General features: G+C 60.7%; 13 protein-coding genes. 2 read left to right on the forward strand and 11 right to left on the reverse strand.

All coding sequences use genetic code 11. The features are described from left to right. The first annotated feature begins 54 nt into the window (after positions 1 to 54). A complete protein-coding gene (locus ACXJ16_RS11815; RefSeq protein WP_463920738.1) occupies positions 55 to 435 on the forward strand; it encodes a hypothetical protein in 381 nt (126 codons plus the stop codon). Positions 436 to 958: 523 nt separating this feature from the next. Here the strand turns inward: ACXJ16_RS11815 and ACXJ16_RS11820 are convergent. From ACXJ16_RS11820 to ACXJ16_RS11860, 9 genes are all read right to left on the reverse strand, one after another. Beyond that, on the reverse strand, positions 959 to 1,429 hold the full coding sequence (locus tag ACXJ16_RS11820) for a deaminase (protein ID WP_463920739.1): 471 nt from the start codon (positions 1,427 to 1,429) through the stop codon (positions 959 to 961). Further along, positions 1,419 to 2,366 carry a thymidylate synthase gene (locus ACXJ16_RS11825; RefSeq protein WP_463920740.1) on the reverse strand — a complete coding sequence of 316 codons (948 nt, stop codon included), beginning with the start codon at positions 2,364 to 2,366 and terminating at the stop codon, positions 1,419 to 1,421. The genes ACXJ16_RS11820 and ACXJ16_RS11825 overlap by 11 nt, the downstream gene beginning before the upstream one ends. Further along, on the reverse strand, positions 2,363 to 2,701 hold the full coding sequence (locus ACXJ16_RS11830; protein ID WP_463920741.1) for a MazG nucleotide pyrophosphohydrolase domain-containing protein: 339 nt from the start codon (positions 2,699 to 2,701) through the stop codon (positions 2,363 to 2,365). The genes ACXJ16_RS11825 and ACXJ16_RS11830 overlap by 4 nt, the downstream gene beginning before the upstream one ends. Continuing rightward, on the reverse strand, positions 2,698 to 3,624 hold the full coding sequence (locus ACXJ16_RS11835) for a hypothetical protein (protein ID WP_463920742.1): 927 nt from the start codon (positions 3,622 to 3,624) through the stop codon (positions 2,698 to 2,700). Before ACXJ16_RS11835 ends, ACXJ16_RS11830 begins: the two co-directional genes overlap by 4 nt. Further along, positions 3,621 to 4,247: a dTMP kinase gene (gene tmk / locus ACXJ16_RS11840; RefSeq protein ID WP_463920743.1), complete on the reverse strand. Its 627-nt coding sequence runs from the start codon at positions 4,245 to 4,247 to the stop codon at positions 3,621 to 3,623. The genes ACXJ16_RS11835 and tmk overlap by 4 nt, the downstream gene beginning before the upstream one ends. Beyond that, positions 4,244 to 5,059, reverse strand: a complete 816-nt coding sequence (locus ACXJ16_RS11845) for a metallophosphoesterase family protein (protein ID WP_463920744.1) — start codon at positions 5,057 to 5,059, stop codon at positions 4,244 to 4,246. Before ACXJ16_RS11845 ends, tmk begins: the two co-directional genes overlap by 4 nt. A 15-nt stretch (positions 5,060 to 5,074) precedes the next feature. After that, a complete protein-coding gene (locus tag ACXJ16_RS11850) occupies positions 5,075 to 5,584 on the reverse strand; it encodes a hypothetical protein (protein WP_463920745.1) in 510 nt (169 codons plus the stop codon). A gap of 995 nt (positions 5,585 to 6,579) precedes the next feature. Further along, complete coding sequence (locus ACXJ16_RS11855; RefSeq protein ID WP_324697747.1) at positions 6,580 to 7,581, reverse strand: acyltransferase; 1,002 nt, start codon at positions 7,579 to 7,581, stop codon at positions 6,580 to 6,582. A 252-nt stretch (positions 7,582 to 7,833) separates the two neighbouring features. Then, positions 7,834 to 9,753: a ribonucleoside-diphosphate reductase subunit alpha gene (locus ACXJ16_RS11860; RefSeq protein ID WP_292636390.1), complete on the reverse strand. Its 1,920-nt coding sequence runs from the start codon at positions 9,751 to 9,753 to the stop codon at positions 7,834 to 7,836. Between the two features lie 916 nt (positions 9,754 to 10,669). Here ACXJ16_RS11860 and ACXJ16_RS11865 point away from each other — a divergent pair. After that, on the forward strand, positions 10,670 to 10,915 hold the full coding sequence (locus ACXJ16_RS11865; protein ID WP_054434636.1) for a GlsB/YeaQ/YmgE family stress response membrane protein: 246 nt from the start codon (positions 10,670 to 10,672) through the stop codon (positions 10,913 to 10,915). A gap of 103 nt (positions 10,916 to 11,018) precedes the next feature. On the opposite strand, the gene ACXJ16_RS11870 is transcribed toward ACXJ16_RS11865, so the two are convergent. Continuing rightward, entirely contained in the window at positions 11,019 to 11,567 is a 549-nt protein-coding gene (locus tag ACXJ16_RS11870) for a glutathione peroxidase (RefSeq protein WP_054434638.1), read from the reverse strand. A 73-nt stretch (positions 11,568 to 11,640) separates the two neighbouring features. Continuing rightward, on the reverse strand, positions 11,641 to 12,597 hold the full coding sequence (locus ACXJ16_RS11875) for an NAD-dependent epimerase/dehydratase family protein (RefSeq protein WP_463920746.1): 957 nt from the start codon (positions 12,595 to 12,597) through the stop codon (positions 11,641 to 11,643). Positions 12,598 to 12,600: the final 3 nt, after the last annotated feature.

The raw sequence follows: 12,600 nt of genomic DNA on the forward strand, positions 1-12,600 counted from the left end.
CATTCTTGATTGCAATTGCTCACGTGCCCGCGTCAATTTGCTGGTAACCGCTGCATGGCACGCTGCGCCATCATGAAAACAGCAAGCCAGACCGACTGCAGCACCTCCGACCTAACGATCAATGTCGCTGACGAAGTCAGCCTCTGGCGCGGTCGTTACATCGAGGAATTCGCGATGGCGGAAGCAGCGGTCAGCGAGGCGCTTGCTTTCCTCTCCACAATTGCCAGCGCAGGCGCAGGTAGCCTGTTACGTCATCTGGTGGTCAACGGTTCGAAGCCTTGCAGGCCGTGGTTGGTGCCGGAGGCCCCCTGGCATCGATCGGCGAGCGGGTCGTCAAAGCCCTCGACGATTTTCGCGAACACCAACGGTACCGAACCTTCCTGTGCCATGCCTCCAGCGAAATCGCAGTTGATCGTTCGAATGAATGGACCGTAACCCTGCACTTGACGAGCTTTCGCTCAAGAAGTGTCGAGCGAGCCACACTGCATATTAGCCAGAGCGAAGCAGCTTCGCTCCTTGAACGCCTGCCCAATGCACACCTCGACGGTCAGCTCTGCGGGCTACTGGCATCCTTTGCCCGATAGTTTCGAAAGCGAGCCTCCCCGCCACCGAATTTTCCCCTGATCTCTAAGGCATTGTGTCCACTTGGCTCTGGGTTTGACGAGGTCATAGCTGCTATGGCTTAAGCATTCGCAGGCAGGGCGGTACCCAACCAACTCAAGTCATTCGCCGTTCGACGCTTGAACGTCTGCACTCGCCAGAACCGACCATCCTATGCAATTTCGCAGCCGGACGACTGCACGCCCAGTTGTCGCCGTCATCGAGCCCAATGGCGATGACCTGACCTTCGAATTTTGATCCGAGCTTTGCATGCAATTCCGAGGTATTGAGGCGGAATACAGGTCCAGATGAACGAAAAAAACGGGGACCACGTCACTCAGGCCGAGGGTCGCTGGTCTTAGCTGTCTGTTCCATGGGCAGTTTGTCCCGCTATGGAGGTCTCGGTGATCGCGACGCCTGCCTCGTTCAGCATTGCTCGGCTGACCCTATAGTTTTCCGCCCAGTGGCTGACCTCGGAAGGGCCATGGGAATAGATGACTCTCACGATGCCGGCGGCGATTATAGCGCGCGCGCAGTCTGCGCACGGAAATCCGCCGTAAACATAGATTGACGCGCCGACGGTGGCGATACCGTCGCGGGCTGCGCGCAGCAGCGCCGCCCGCTCGGCATGCTCGATCCAAAGATATTTGGCGGGGCGCTCGCGCCGTGCGGGGTCGGTTGCGTTGATGCCGGGGGGAAATCTGTTGGCTGCGCGTGCGAGCAGGCCACTAATGGGGTGGTGGAGCACGCAGCCAACGGCTGTGCGCGGGTCGTCGGTGTCGCGTGCGGCTGCGGCCGCCTCTGCTAGCAGGTGCTTTTCAGGAAACATCGGCGGGCAGCGAGGCGACACCCGACGTCCGCCCGCGCGTCAAAAAGGAATGGGCGAGGAGGCCGAGCCAGTCGTCGTCCGGCATCCCCGACAGGTCACCGCGTGCGTCACGAGCTGAGAGGCTGGCCTGAAGAACTGTCCGAATACGATAATCGCGAATACGGGGGAGATCGACATTCCCGATCGCGTCGGCCTCCTCGAGCAAGGTCGCCATGAATTCGGCCGCTGCCTTCCCTATGGGCATTTTGACGGCGGGAACACTCGCCTGCGCACGCCTCGCCGTATCCACGTTGGCGAGGTAGAGGTGCATTGAGTTGGCGATGTGCAGATGGCTACCCGTAGGGAAACCCGCGCGGGTGGCGACCGCGTGGTGGACCAGCGATAGCGAGAATACGTCGTAGGGCAGGCCAAAGATCGCGTCGTTGGAGCGATTGACGACGGTCATCGCCAGAGCACCGTCGACGACCCGGAACATAAGGGCGATATTGCACGGGACATCACGCGACGACGAGACGGTATCGTCCGGGGTCGCGATCATCGCGAAGGAACGGCGGCTCGCAGGATTGTTGCGAAGCTGCCGGGCGGCGGCCTCGATCTGATCGAAGCCGAAGCGATGGCGGAGGCGCTTGCCATAGGCGCCTGCCAGCGTCGTCCCATCATCCGAGAAGGCATTAAAGTTCGAAGTGATCCGAGCAAGTGGCGCGAGTTCGTCGCTGCCGGACAGGATCCAGCACGCCTCGACGATCGCGAGAGCAGGGTTAATGGCGCGGCTACGATTGGCGAGCAACGGAACCGATCCGGGTGCCAAGCAGAGGGCGGCGGGCCCGATGTCGAGTGTGTCTCCCAGGCGGCTTGGCACCGTCGCGCCTTCGGAGAGGAGACGGCCCAGGATCTCCTGGTAGGCGGTATCCAGGTCGGTGGCTGCGGCAACGATCACCGCTCGTAGTGCCTGAACCGCTCCCGGTTTCGATCGAGTTTGACCTGGAAAGCCTGATCGAGGCTGAAGCCGAGCTGGTTGGCCAGCTTGACGAGGTAGATGAGGATGTCGGCGCTTTCCTCGATGATCGCGGGATAGGCTTCGTCGAGCGGTGTGTCTCCGCGCCGCACTTTCTTCACGACGTTAGCGAGCTCACCCACCTCGCCGGCAATGCAGACGAGCAGATGTTCGAGCGCCTGCAGGTTCGCAGGCGTGATCGGTTCGTAGAACGGGACGGCTCCAGCGTGCGCCTTGTCGAAGGCGGCCTGGATCTCCTGGATCTCGTCGAGCGTCATGCCGGAACGGCCTTGCTGGCGTGATCAATATCGTCAGCAAGTTTGTCGAGTTCAGCCGATAGACGTGCTTCAAGATCCTCAATGTCGCCATGGTGTGAAGACGTTTCACGGAGCGACCTGAGATCAGATGTATAGGCGATCGCCTTCTTCAATCTGGAGCGAAGAGCTTCGCTGTTGCCCGGTACCTGCATGTCTACTGGGAGGCCCTTATCTTGGGCTATGGCGAGCAGATGCTCCAGTCCAACGGTCTCCGGAAAAGTAGAATGTTTGCTTTTCTCTCGAAGAAGAGACGGCAGCCTGTCGTGATGGCTGCGCATAAGTTCAAGCTGACTAAGTCGGTCAATCTTGCAACGCTCTAGCGTATTCATCCCATCCTTGATATAAGCGCGTGTCGAGAAGATACACAATGCTATCTGCTTGATTGCCGAACGATTTACCTCGTAGACCTGTTGCGCCATCATCCGGATCTCTTCGAGATTGATACGGAAAAAATGCTTGACCTCCATGGCTCTGTAAATCGCTGTAGCGTACAGGGTCTGATCGTCGATCGTACATTGGAACACGAGGAAAGACGGTAGTGGCGTATCGGCACTGCCGACGATGTCTTTCACCGAGATCAGCGAAGCAAGAGCCCGGTTGCTGGAAGGCTTCGCCTTCAATTCCTGCGCTATATGCGCAATGCCAGCGGTTCCAAGATATTCGCCATGCGAAAAGAACAGTTCCTCGGGACGGGAGGTCTGTTGCCAAAGTTTGGCCCGTGCCTCGGCGTCTGGCAGGCCAGAACTCGCTAACAGATTGGCCGAGAATTGGACCTTGAGGCAGAAGTTGCTTACCCAAGGTGATCCATCGGCTTCCACATTCTTGACGGCAAGTTCAGCGACCTCCTCAAGCGTCGTACAGGAATGATAGTCGGCGATGCTCATCCGGCAACCTTCCCTATGAAATCAACGATCGTGGAATGAATGTTTTTGGGGGAGTCTGTTCCGATAACGCGCAGTAGGGGTCCGTTATAGCCACGAAAGCTGCTCTCGTAAGCCGCCCGCACCTGACGCAGCTTTTCGGGCGACTCGTAGCGATCGAGATGCGGTCGTTCGGCGAGCCGCCCGGCCGATGTCTCCGCCTCAATGTCGATGAAGATGACGGCGTCCGGGGCGGGGAAACGGGCGTTAAGCGATCGCACGAAGGTCAGATCCTCGTCGGTTTTGCAATGATAAGCAAAGGACGAGAAGAAATAGCGGGTACAGACCACATGCTCGCCGCGCGCCAGGAGTTTCATCACACCATCGGTGTCGTTCCACAGATGGTCGTGGCGGTCGGCGGCGAAGAGATAGGCGAGCTGCAAGTCGTAGACGGCCTCGTCCGCTGCGAATTGCAGCCGCCCGGATAGCGCGTTCCGGATCATCTGCCCAACAGGCCCTGCAGAAGGCTCGGTAGTGAGGTGGGCGCGCTCGCCCCGAACTTGGCGAAGATGGTCGACGAGCATGCGCGATTGTGTACTCGTCCCCGATCCATCCAGCCCTTCGAAGACAATGAATAGAGGCTTCATCTGATTTCCGTATGATCGTGGTGAGCGAAGCGCGAGGCTGCGGTTCCGAAGCCGTCATTAAGGTAGATGTAACGTGAGTAGGTGATGGCGTCGCCTTTCCATTCCAAGACGCCCAGCGCGTTCTGGCCGCCGGAATAAGCGAAGTTGAAGGAATTGACGCCGATGACGTGGACGGGTGTTCGACCGATCGGCATGCCCTTCGTCATATGCTGATGTCCGTGGAGGAGGACCGGGATGCGGCGTTCGTCAAGGCAGGTGAGTAAATCATAGGCGTTGCGTGTCGTCGAACAATCCGCTTGGTGCGTGGGGATGAGATGATGATGCGTCACCGCGACCGTGTTGGCCGCATCCGGGAGCACGGCCTTGGCGAGCGCCTTAGTGTCGACGAGACCGTAGCCATGCTCGAGATGCTGCGCCGAGTTCAACAGGACGAACGTAAGCCCTGCGATGTCCAGTACCTGACATGGTACGTCGGTGAAACTGCAGGCCCGATCGCGACGGATACGGTAGGTGAACGCATCGAAGCCTTCGAACTTCGTATCCACATGGCAGTCATGGTTGCCCGGGCAGAACAAGAAGCGGTCCTTTGGCAGGCCGGTATCGCCTATGATTTTTTCGAAGAAATAGGCCGCTTCCTCAAAGCCCTGAGAACTACCCTTGTACGTGATGTCTCCGCTGGCGAGCACAACCGGGTTGGGGAAAGTATTGACGAGTGCTGTGACGTCGTTGGCCAAACGTCCGAAAGGATGGGGATTCGCCTTGCCGGCCCCGAAATGCAGATCGGAAAGCTGAATGACGCTGACGTCCGGCATTATTTTGCTTCTGCGTCAGACACTGGCCGGCTTGTCGCCGCGCATAAGGGTAAGGCGATTGGCGGAAATAGAGCGAAGCATAGCCGCAGGAAGGCCCCACACCTCGGCATCGCGGTCGCGACGCGCGGCGTGACGATAGAGCTCGTCGTCCGCATCGTCCCGGGCATATTGCAGCGCCAGAAGCAGCCGGGATGCGGTCACGACCAAGGGCGCTCCCCAGATTTGGTGGAGCGCAATGTCGTTCGAAACCAACGCGACGTTGCGGTCCTCCAGCACAACGAGTGCGAGATCGCTTGGCTCGCCAAGTGTCACGCTCATCCGATGGCCGGAGCGGACGATGCGCAGCGTGGCAGCTTTGTCCCCAATAGCGTCGAGGGCGAGAGCGCGAGCCTCGCTGGCGAGGAGCGGCGCGAGCATGAGTGCAAGCAGTTCTGCATCGGTCATTGATGCCGCCGAGCGCCGGGCGACCGCCTTGCGGTCGCCAATCGTGGCGCTAATCTCATCAAGTCGGTCGGGAATCGTCATGCTCGCCATTGGACAGAGTCCCTAGGCCAATGTAGATCGGCGGGCAAGATCACGGACTCGCCGCCCACTAGAAAGAGGACCGTCGGGCACCTCGGCTTGCAGGGCACCGTGGTCCTCGCTCGATCATATGGCAGGCTGCGGCCATACTGGCACTCCCTCGGCCCTTCGCCTGGACGTGATATTAGCCTCCGATGCATTAAGAGCCGGTTGAGGTAGCTCTTAATTCATAAATCAGCGGCGTGAACAACTGCCCGCTATTACTGTTCGGAGCACAAAAGTGGCTAAAGGAGAAAAATAGCAAATCCCGGCAGGATGACTACATCTCCAGCGCCGGAATAATTAAACTCCCAAAGATCATTTATTTAATTCAATAATATTGATAACTGCGAACGATTGATGCCATCAATTATCCAGGGTAAATACTTAAAAGACCGTCAATATAGCTTCGACTTCCCGAACCTGAACCACTTCATAGCTCAACTGCATTTTTCACCAATCCAGCCGCGTTAGGTTGAAATACTTGTAGAGCCGCTTTTCCGTCACCACGGCCTCACCATTCCATGCCCAGCACAGCTTTTTACGGTTTCCGAAAGTCCGCTTACTCGTTCGTTCTCCTACGGCGTTTGGTCAATCTTCGTCAGGATGAAACGCAAGGGCCTCGACACGCACCACCGATCGCAATTTTCGCGGTAACAAATGATATCAGATGGTACTCGCATTATGAGTATATCTAAGCATCAAGACACATCTTGACGTCTCAAAATTAATATCGGAAAGCTACCTAGGGTTCACCGACGTCTAACGCTGCCCATTTGCAGATCAACAAGGAGACAATAATGGGGCCATACTGAATTAATCGGAAAACTTTAATTTTTATAATCAGGTCATTACATAAATTGTTCGAAGTACGTAAGCGCACCACTTTCTCCATAAGCAAGCTTTCCACGCCGCCGCGTAACGGCTGTCGCTGTGATGGCGCGGGCGGGCAGGCCCGCTTATACTGCCTTGCGGGAAGTGCGCGCGCCGGACAGCAATCGCGTCCACGACCACTTGCGCAGGATCACGCGGGCCGCGAACATGACCGTCAGGGTGAGTACGAAAGCGATGATTGCCCCCGGAAGCTCACCCGCACGCTTGTAGATCAACTCCTTGGCCCCCGCGATCAGGAAAGGGTGCCAGAGGTAGAAGTAGAGCGAATCGTATCCAATCGAATGTGCCAGCGGCACCGGGATTCGCGTGCTCAGCAGGATCGGCAGGCCGGCAATGAGCGCTAAGTTCAGGATCGCATAAGGGATGATCTCCGCCATGCCGGCGGGATGGGCGTAACAGGCCTGGAAGCCCGCAAACCCCGCCAGGATCAGGATCGCCACCCACAGCGGGGAAAAGCGCCTGCCCGACTGTCTCAGCCAGTAGCCGAAGGCGAAGAACGGCATCATCGTCAGGTAGCGCTGGTCCGGCAGGGAATATCGGTCCAGCGGCCCGACGTGGTGAGACAGGCCGAATGCCACCATGCCAAAAGCGCCCAGCACCAGCGCGATCGCCAGGAAGATCGCCGGGTTCACGCGGCGAAGCAGCCAGGCGAGCACCACGAAGGCGAAGAACACCGGAACATACCAGGTGTGATAAGGCGGCTTGAGCAACATCTCGCCCAGCATCGCCATGCTCAGGCCCGTCTTCAGCCCCGTCAGCAGGACATAGGCCACGGAAGCCAGGAACCAGGGCAGAAGCAGGCGCGTGTCATACTTGGAGATCAGCGAGCGGAAGGTTTCCCGCTGGAGACTGGCGGAGGTCAGCAGGTATCCTCCCAGCCCCAGGAACAAGGGCATGTGGAAGGAATAGATGCCCCATTTCACGGCATTCCCGCTGACGCTGGCCGTGAACAGGTGGCCCACGATCACCAGCAGGATCAGCCCACCCTTGAGGCTGTCTATGGCGGGGTTGTACCCCTCTTTCGGACCGGAAACGCGCGATGCTGCCTGCGGAGACGGTGTTTGCATCGGTTCGCGTTTCTCCGTGTTTGCTGCGCCGCAATCCGCTTAGTGCGGCAATTGCCCGAGCTTCAACCCGGAGCGACGAGTCGGCCCCTCCTTGCGATGGGAAGAGCGGATCGGCAGGATATCCGCTTCAGGCCCGCCCTCCCAACATCTCTTAAGTTCCTGACGATGCTCACCAACACCGGACATGTCGCCAAACGAAACGCCCCGGAAGCCTAGGCTTCCGGGGCGTTGAAAACTACGTCATGCGCAGCCTTACTGGCAGGCGAGGCACTCGTCGTAATCGGTTGTCTCGCCGATCTCGAACTTGGGTGCTTCCGGCGTGTTGTCCGCCTCTACACCGCCTGCGAAGCCCGCGCGCTGCACCGACTTCGAGCGCAGGTAGTAGAGCGACTTGATGCCCTTTTCCCATGCCTGGAAGTGCAGCATCATCAGGTCCCACTTGTCGACATCCGCAGGGATGAACAGGTTCAGCGACTGGGCCTGGTCGATGTAGGGCGTGCGATCCGCCGCGAATTCGAGCAGCCAGCGCTGGTCGATCTCGAAGCTGGTCTTGTAGACGGCCTTCTCGTCCGGCGTCAGGAAGTCGAGGTGCTGGACCGAACCGCCGCGTTCGAGGATCGAGTTCCAGACGTTGTTGGAATCCTTGCTCTTCGAAGCCAGCAGCTTCTGGAGGTAGGGGTTCTTCACAACGAACGAGCCCGAGAGCGTCTTGTGGGTATAGATGTTGGCCGGGATCGGCTCGATGCAGGCCGAAGTACCGCCGCAGATGATCGAGATCGACGCGGTGGGCGCGATCGCCATCTTGCAGCTGAAGCGCTGCATCACGCCCATGTCCGCGGCATCCGGGCACGGTCCACGCTCGTTGGCGAGCAGCAGCGATGCCTCGTCCGCCTTGGCGGCGATGAGCTGGAACATCTGCATGTTCAGCGCCTTGGCCATCGCGCTCTCGAAGGCGATGCCGCGCTTCTGGAGGTACGAGTGGAAGCCCATCACGCCCATGCCGACCGAACGTTCGCGCGCAGCGGAGTAGCGTGCGCGGGCCATCTCGTCGGGCGCACGGTCGATATAGTCCTGCAGGACGTTGTCGAGGAAGCGCAGCACGTCTTCGACGAAGCGCTTCTCGCCCTTCCACTCTTCCCAGGTTTCCAGGTTGAGCGAGGAGAGGCAGCACACGGCCGTGCGGTCGTTACCGAGATGGTCGCGGCCGGTCGGCAGCGTGATTTCCGAGCACAGGTTCGAGGTCGAGACCTTGAGGCCGAGATCGCGGTGATGCTTGGGCATCATGCGGTTCACGGTGTCGGAGAAGACGAGGTAAGGCTCACCGGTGGCGAGGCGGACCTCGACCAGCTTCTGGAACAGCGAGCGGGCGTGGACGGTGCCCCGCACCGAGCCGTCCTTGGGGCTCTTGAGGTCGAAGTCCTTGCCGTCGCGCACGGCTTCCATGAACTCGTCGGTCAGCAGCACGCCGTGGTGCAGGTTGAGCGCCTTGCGGTTGAAGTCGCCCGAAGTCTTGCGGATTTCGAGGAACTCCTCGATCTCGGGGTGCGAGACGTCGAGGTAGCAGGCGGCCGAGCCACGACGCAGCGAGCCCTGCGAGATCGCCAGGGTCAGCGAATCCATCACGCGCACGAAGGGAATGATGCCGCTGGTCTTGCCGTTGAGGCCGACCGGCTCGCCGATGCCGCGCACGTTGCCCCAGTAGGTGCCGATGCCGCCGCCGCGCGAAGCGAGCCAGACGTTTTCGGTCCACGTGGCCAGAATGCCTTCGAGGCTGTCATCCACCGAGTTGAGGTAGCACGAGATGGGCAGGCCCCGGCCCGTACCGCCGTTCGAGAGGACGGGGGTGGCCGGCATGAACCACAGCTTCGAGATGTAGTCGTAGATGCGCTGCGCGTGGTCCTGATCGTCCGAGTAGGCATCGGCCACGCGGGCGAAGAGGTCCTGATACTTCTCGCCGGGGAGCAGGTAGCGGTCGTCGAGCGTTTCCTTGCCGAAGTCGGTCAGCAGCGCGTCACGCGCATCGTCGGTGACGATGGTGAAACGACGTGCGTTGATCGATTTCGAATCGACGGGCTTGCGGCTCTTCTCAGCGGGTGCTTCAGCAGGCGCGGCAACGGCCGCGAGCAAGGCTTCGGCCACAAGAGCGGCCGTAGCGGTATCGGTCTTGTCCATCGCGATTGCCGGGCTCTCGCCCGCCTCCTTTTCCTTTTTCGCCGCCGGTTTCCTGGCGGGCCTGGGAGCCGCTTCGGGCTTGGGGGCCGCTACCTTGGCAACCTGGGGCGAAGTCTCGAAACCGGGCATTTCAACCTGCCCGTCATCCTGAATCATATCTTCCTGCATCACGTCGGAGCTGTCTAAGTCAGCGTTGTTTCTGAAATCCAATTGTCGCCCCCCGTTTGCTCGTACCAGCGTCATCGAAGCGCCAAAAAGCGCGTCCAGCATTGCACCGGGGTCGGTTCGGACCGGGGCGATTCGTCAGGGCGAAGAGCCCACCGACATACCACCACCGGTACGATAGAGAACGATAATCCCCTGACCGACCCGGCGCGCGGTGCCACCTTGCGGTATTCACCTTGCAGTATCACGGGGGTCTCGAACACAGCAAAACCGTCCTTCGAGGCACCTGACTGCCCTGGAACGATTTGTCTAGGTCTAGATGCCCCGCCATCGACGCGCCACAACCCATAGTGCCTGTTCTGGATTTTGACGCAAGAGGGTGACTCTCTCCGGCAAGGCGGCAAAGCCGCGCCCCTTTACAGCGCAGGCCATGGCGCGACGCGTGGGAACTCCTTCACCGGGCTCCGGCGCAAGAGCCTATTTCGAGGTCTTCGCTAAAAATTTTTCCACATAAAACGGCGGCGAAACGAATCCCGCTTGCGACGAAACGAGTCGCCGGAATCTCGCGATTCCTCCTGTGTCGAGACACTTGCCCCGCCTGTCCCCATATCTTTGGAGAAGTGGATACGTCCATCCGGCGCCGGACGGACCATATGCGCGCTTCGCCGACCGGCCGTTGCAACCGCCGCGCGATTCGCGATTTCTACGAACCGCAAGGTCGCAGCGTCATTTTTCGAGGAATCAGCTACCCATGTTCAACATCATCGGCGCCATCATCAGCGGGCTCATCATCGGCGTGCTGGCGCGTTATTTCTATCCCGGCGCGGTGCCGATGACCTGGCTCGCCACGATCCTGCTGGGCATCGGCGGCTCGCTCGTCGCCGGTCTCGTGACCACGCGCGGCAGCGCCGACTTCCAGCGCGCCGGCTGCCTCGCCTCGGTGATCGGCGCGATCGTGCTGATCTTCATCGGACGCGCGCTCGGCATCGGAATGTAACGCCGCGGGATGTAACGCCGCCGCCGGTACCTCTGCCGGAAAAAACGGGCGAGCCCGCCCGGCGCCGCGGCCATGGCGCCGGACGGGCTCGCCCCGTATCGCCTTACCTGTTCAGTTCAGCCTCGATCGCATCGACCAGCAGCGGGTCCTGCGGCGCGGTGCCCGGCGCAAAGCGGCCGACGACTTCGCCATCGCGCGAGATCAGGAACTTCTCGAAGTTCCACAGCACTTCGGGATCGTCGTTCGGGGTCATTCCGTAGCCCTTGAAGCGCTCCTTCATGCCTTCGACATCGCCCTGCTTGGTGGGAACCGCCTCGGTCAGCGCGGCATAGAGCGGCTGCTTGGCTTCGCCGGTAACGTCGGCCTTGGTGAAGAGCGGGAACGAGACGCCGTAGTTGAGCTGGCAGAATTCGACGATCTCCTCGTCCGTGCCGGGTTCCTGCGCACCGAAATCGTTGGCAGGGAAGCCGAGCACTTCGAGACCCTGCGCCTTGTAATCCGAGTAGAGCTTTTCGAGGCCTTCGTACTGCGGGGTCAACCCGCACTTCGAGGCGACGTTGACCACGAGCAGCACCTTGCCCTCGTGATTGGCGAGACTGTCGGCGCTGCCGTCGATGCGGGTCAGCGGGATTGCGGTGATATCGGCGGCCATAGGGAAGTCTCTCCTGTTCGGATTCAGGCTGGGAACATGGGGTATCGCCATGACCGCCGCAAGACGGCCGCGCTTATCCTTCCTGTCCGAGCACCGGGGATATCCATTCGGGATCATGCACATAGGGCAAGGGATCGCCGGAGCGCAGAGCTTCCAGCACCGCTGCAAAGTCCGTCCCGGCCCGCCAGCCGATCAGGCGCCGGGCCTTGGCGGGATCGTAGACCCGCTCGATCCGCTCCGGCAGCACCCAGCCGCGCCGGGCGTATAGCTCCGCCGCATCGGGGTAATAGCGCGCGATCACGGCGCGGGCATCGCGGGCCAGTTCCGCCGCATCGGCGCGCACGAACGGCGGCGGCGCGGAAAGCACGAATGTCTCGCAGCCCTCGATCCGCTCCAGCGCGGCGAGGTGGGCGAGCGCCGCATCCTCCACGGTGAGCCGGCGGTTCAGCAGTTCGTTCGCCTTGAGGTTCGGCCCGGAAGGCACCGCGTGGGTATCGTCGTCCTCCGGGAAGAAACGCCCGGTGCGCAGGATCGCCACCGCCATGCCGCTATCGCGAGAGACGACGCGGCACAGGTTCTCGGCCGCCAGCTTCGTGGCGCCATAGACGTTGCGCGGTTCCACCGGTCCGAAGTCCTCGTCCATCCACCAGGCCCCCTCGGCGCCGGCCCCTGCGCGCACGTCGGCGCGGACCATCAGCGAAGTGGTGGAAGTGAAGAGGAAGCGCCTGAGCCCCGCGCCCGCTGCCGCTTCCAGCAGGTTGAGCGTGCCGGTGACGTTGGTGTCGATGAAGGCCTGCCGCGGATTGCGCACGATATCGGGCTTATGCAGCGCGCCTGCGTGAATCACCGCCTCGATGGCATGATGCGCAATCGTCTGGAACACGAGAGCGCGATCCGCCACCGAGCCGACGATCCGGGTATGCGCACCGGGCACGACGTCGAGCCCGATGACTTCGTGGCCATGCGAGGCCAGCAGGGCCGCAAGGTGTCGGCCCAGCCAGCCGGACGATCCGGTCAGCAGGACGCGCATGGG

The sequence above is a fragment of the Novosphingobium sp. TK71 genome, assembly GCF_055361505.1.

Bases quoted from the DNA above. Each gene is read 5' to 3' on its own strand.
- ACXJ16_RS11870 (WP_054434638.1), bottom strand. From the start codon at position 11,567: ATGGCCGCCGATATCACCGCAATCCCGCTGACCCGCATCGACGGCAGC.
- ACXJ16_RS11830 (WP_463920741.1), bottom strand. From the start codon at position 2,701: ATGACGCTCGACGAGATCCAGGAGATCCAGGCCGCCTTCGACAAGGCG.
- ACXJ16_RS11835 (WP_463920742.1), bottom strand. From the start codon at position 3,624: ATGAGCATCGCCGACTATCATTCCTGTACGACGCTTGAGGAGGTCGCT.
- ACXJ16_RS11820 (WP_463920739.1), bottom strand. From the start codon at position 1,429: ATGTTTCCTGAAAAGCACCTGCTAGCAGAGGCGGCCGCAGCCGCACGC.
- ACXJ16_RS11850 (WP_463920745.1), bottom strand. From the start codon at position 5,584: ATGACGATTCCCGACCGACTTGATGAGATTAGCGCCACGATTGGCGAC.
- ACXJ16_RS11815 (WP_463920738.1), top strand. From the start codon at position 55: ATGGCACGCTGCGCCATCATGAAAACAGCAAGCCAGACCGACTGCAGC.
- tmk (WP_463920743.1), bottom strand. From the start codon at position 4,247: ATGAAGCCTCTATTCATTGTCTTCGAAGGGCTGGATGGATCGGGGACG.
- ACXJ16_RS11875 (WP_463920746.1), bottom strand. From the start codon at position 12,597: ATGCGCGTCCTGCTGACCGGATCGTCCGGCTGGCTGGGCCGACACCTT.
- ACXJ16_RS11860 (WP_292636390.1), bottom strand. From the start codon at position 9,753: ATGGACAAGACCGATACCGCTACGGCCGCTCTTGTGGCCGAAGCCTTG.
- ACXJ16_RS11865 (WP_054434636.1), top strand. From the start codon at position 10,670: ATGTTCAACATCATCGGCGCCATCATCAGCGGGCTCATCATCGGCGTG.
- ACXJ16_RS11845 (WP_463920744.1), bottom strand. From the start codon at position 5,059: ATGCCGGACGTCAGCGTCATTCAGCTTTCCGATCTGCATTTCGGGGCC.
- ACXJ16_RS11855 (WP_324697747.1), bottom strand. From the start codon at position 7,581: ATGCAAACACCGTCTCCGCAGGCAGCATCGCGCGTTTCCGGTCCGAAA.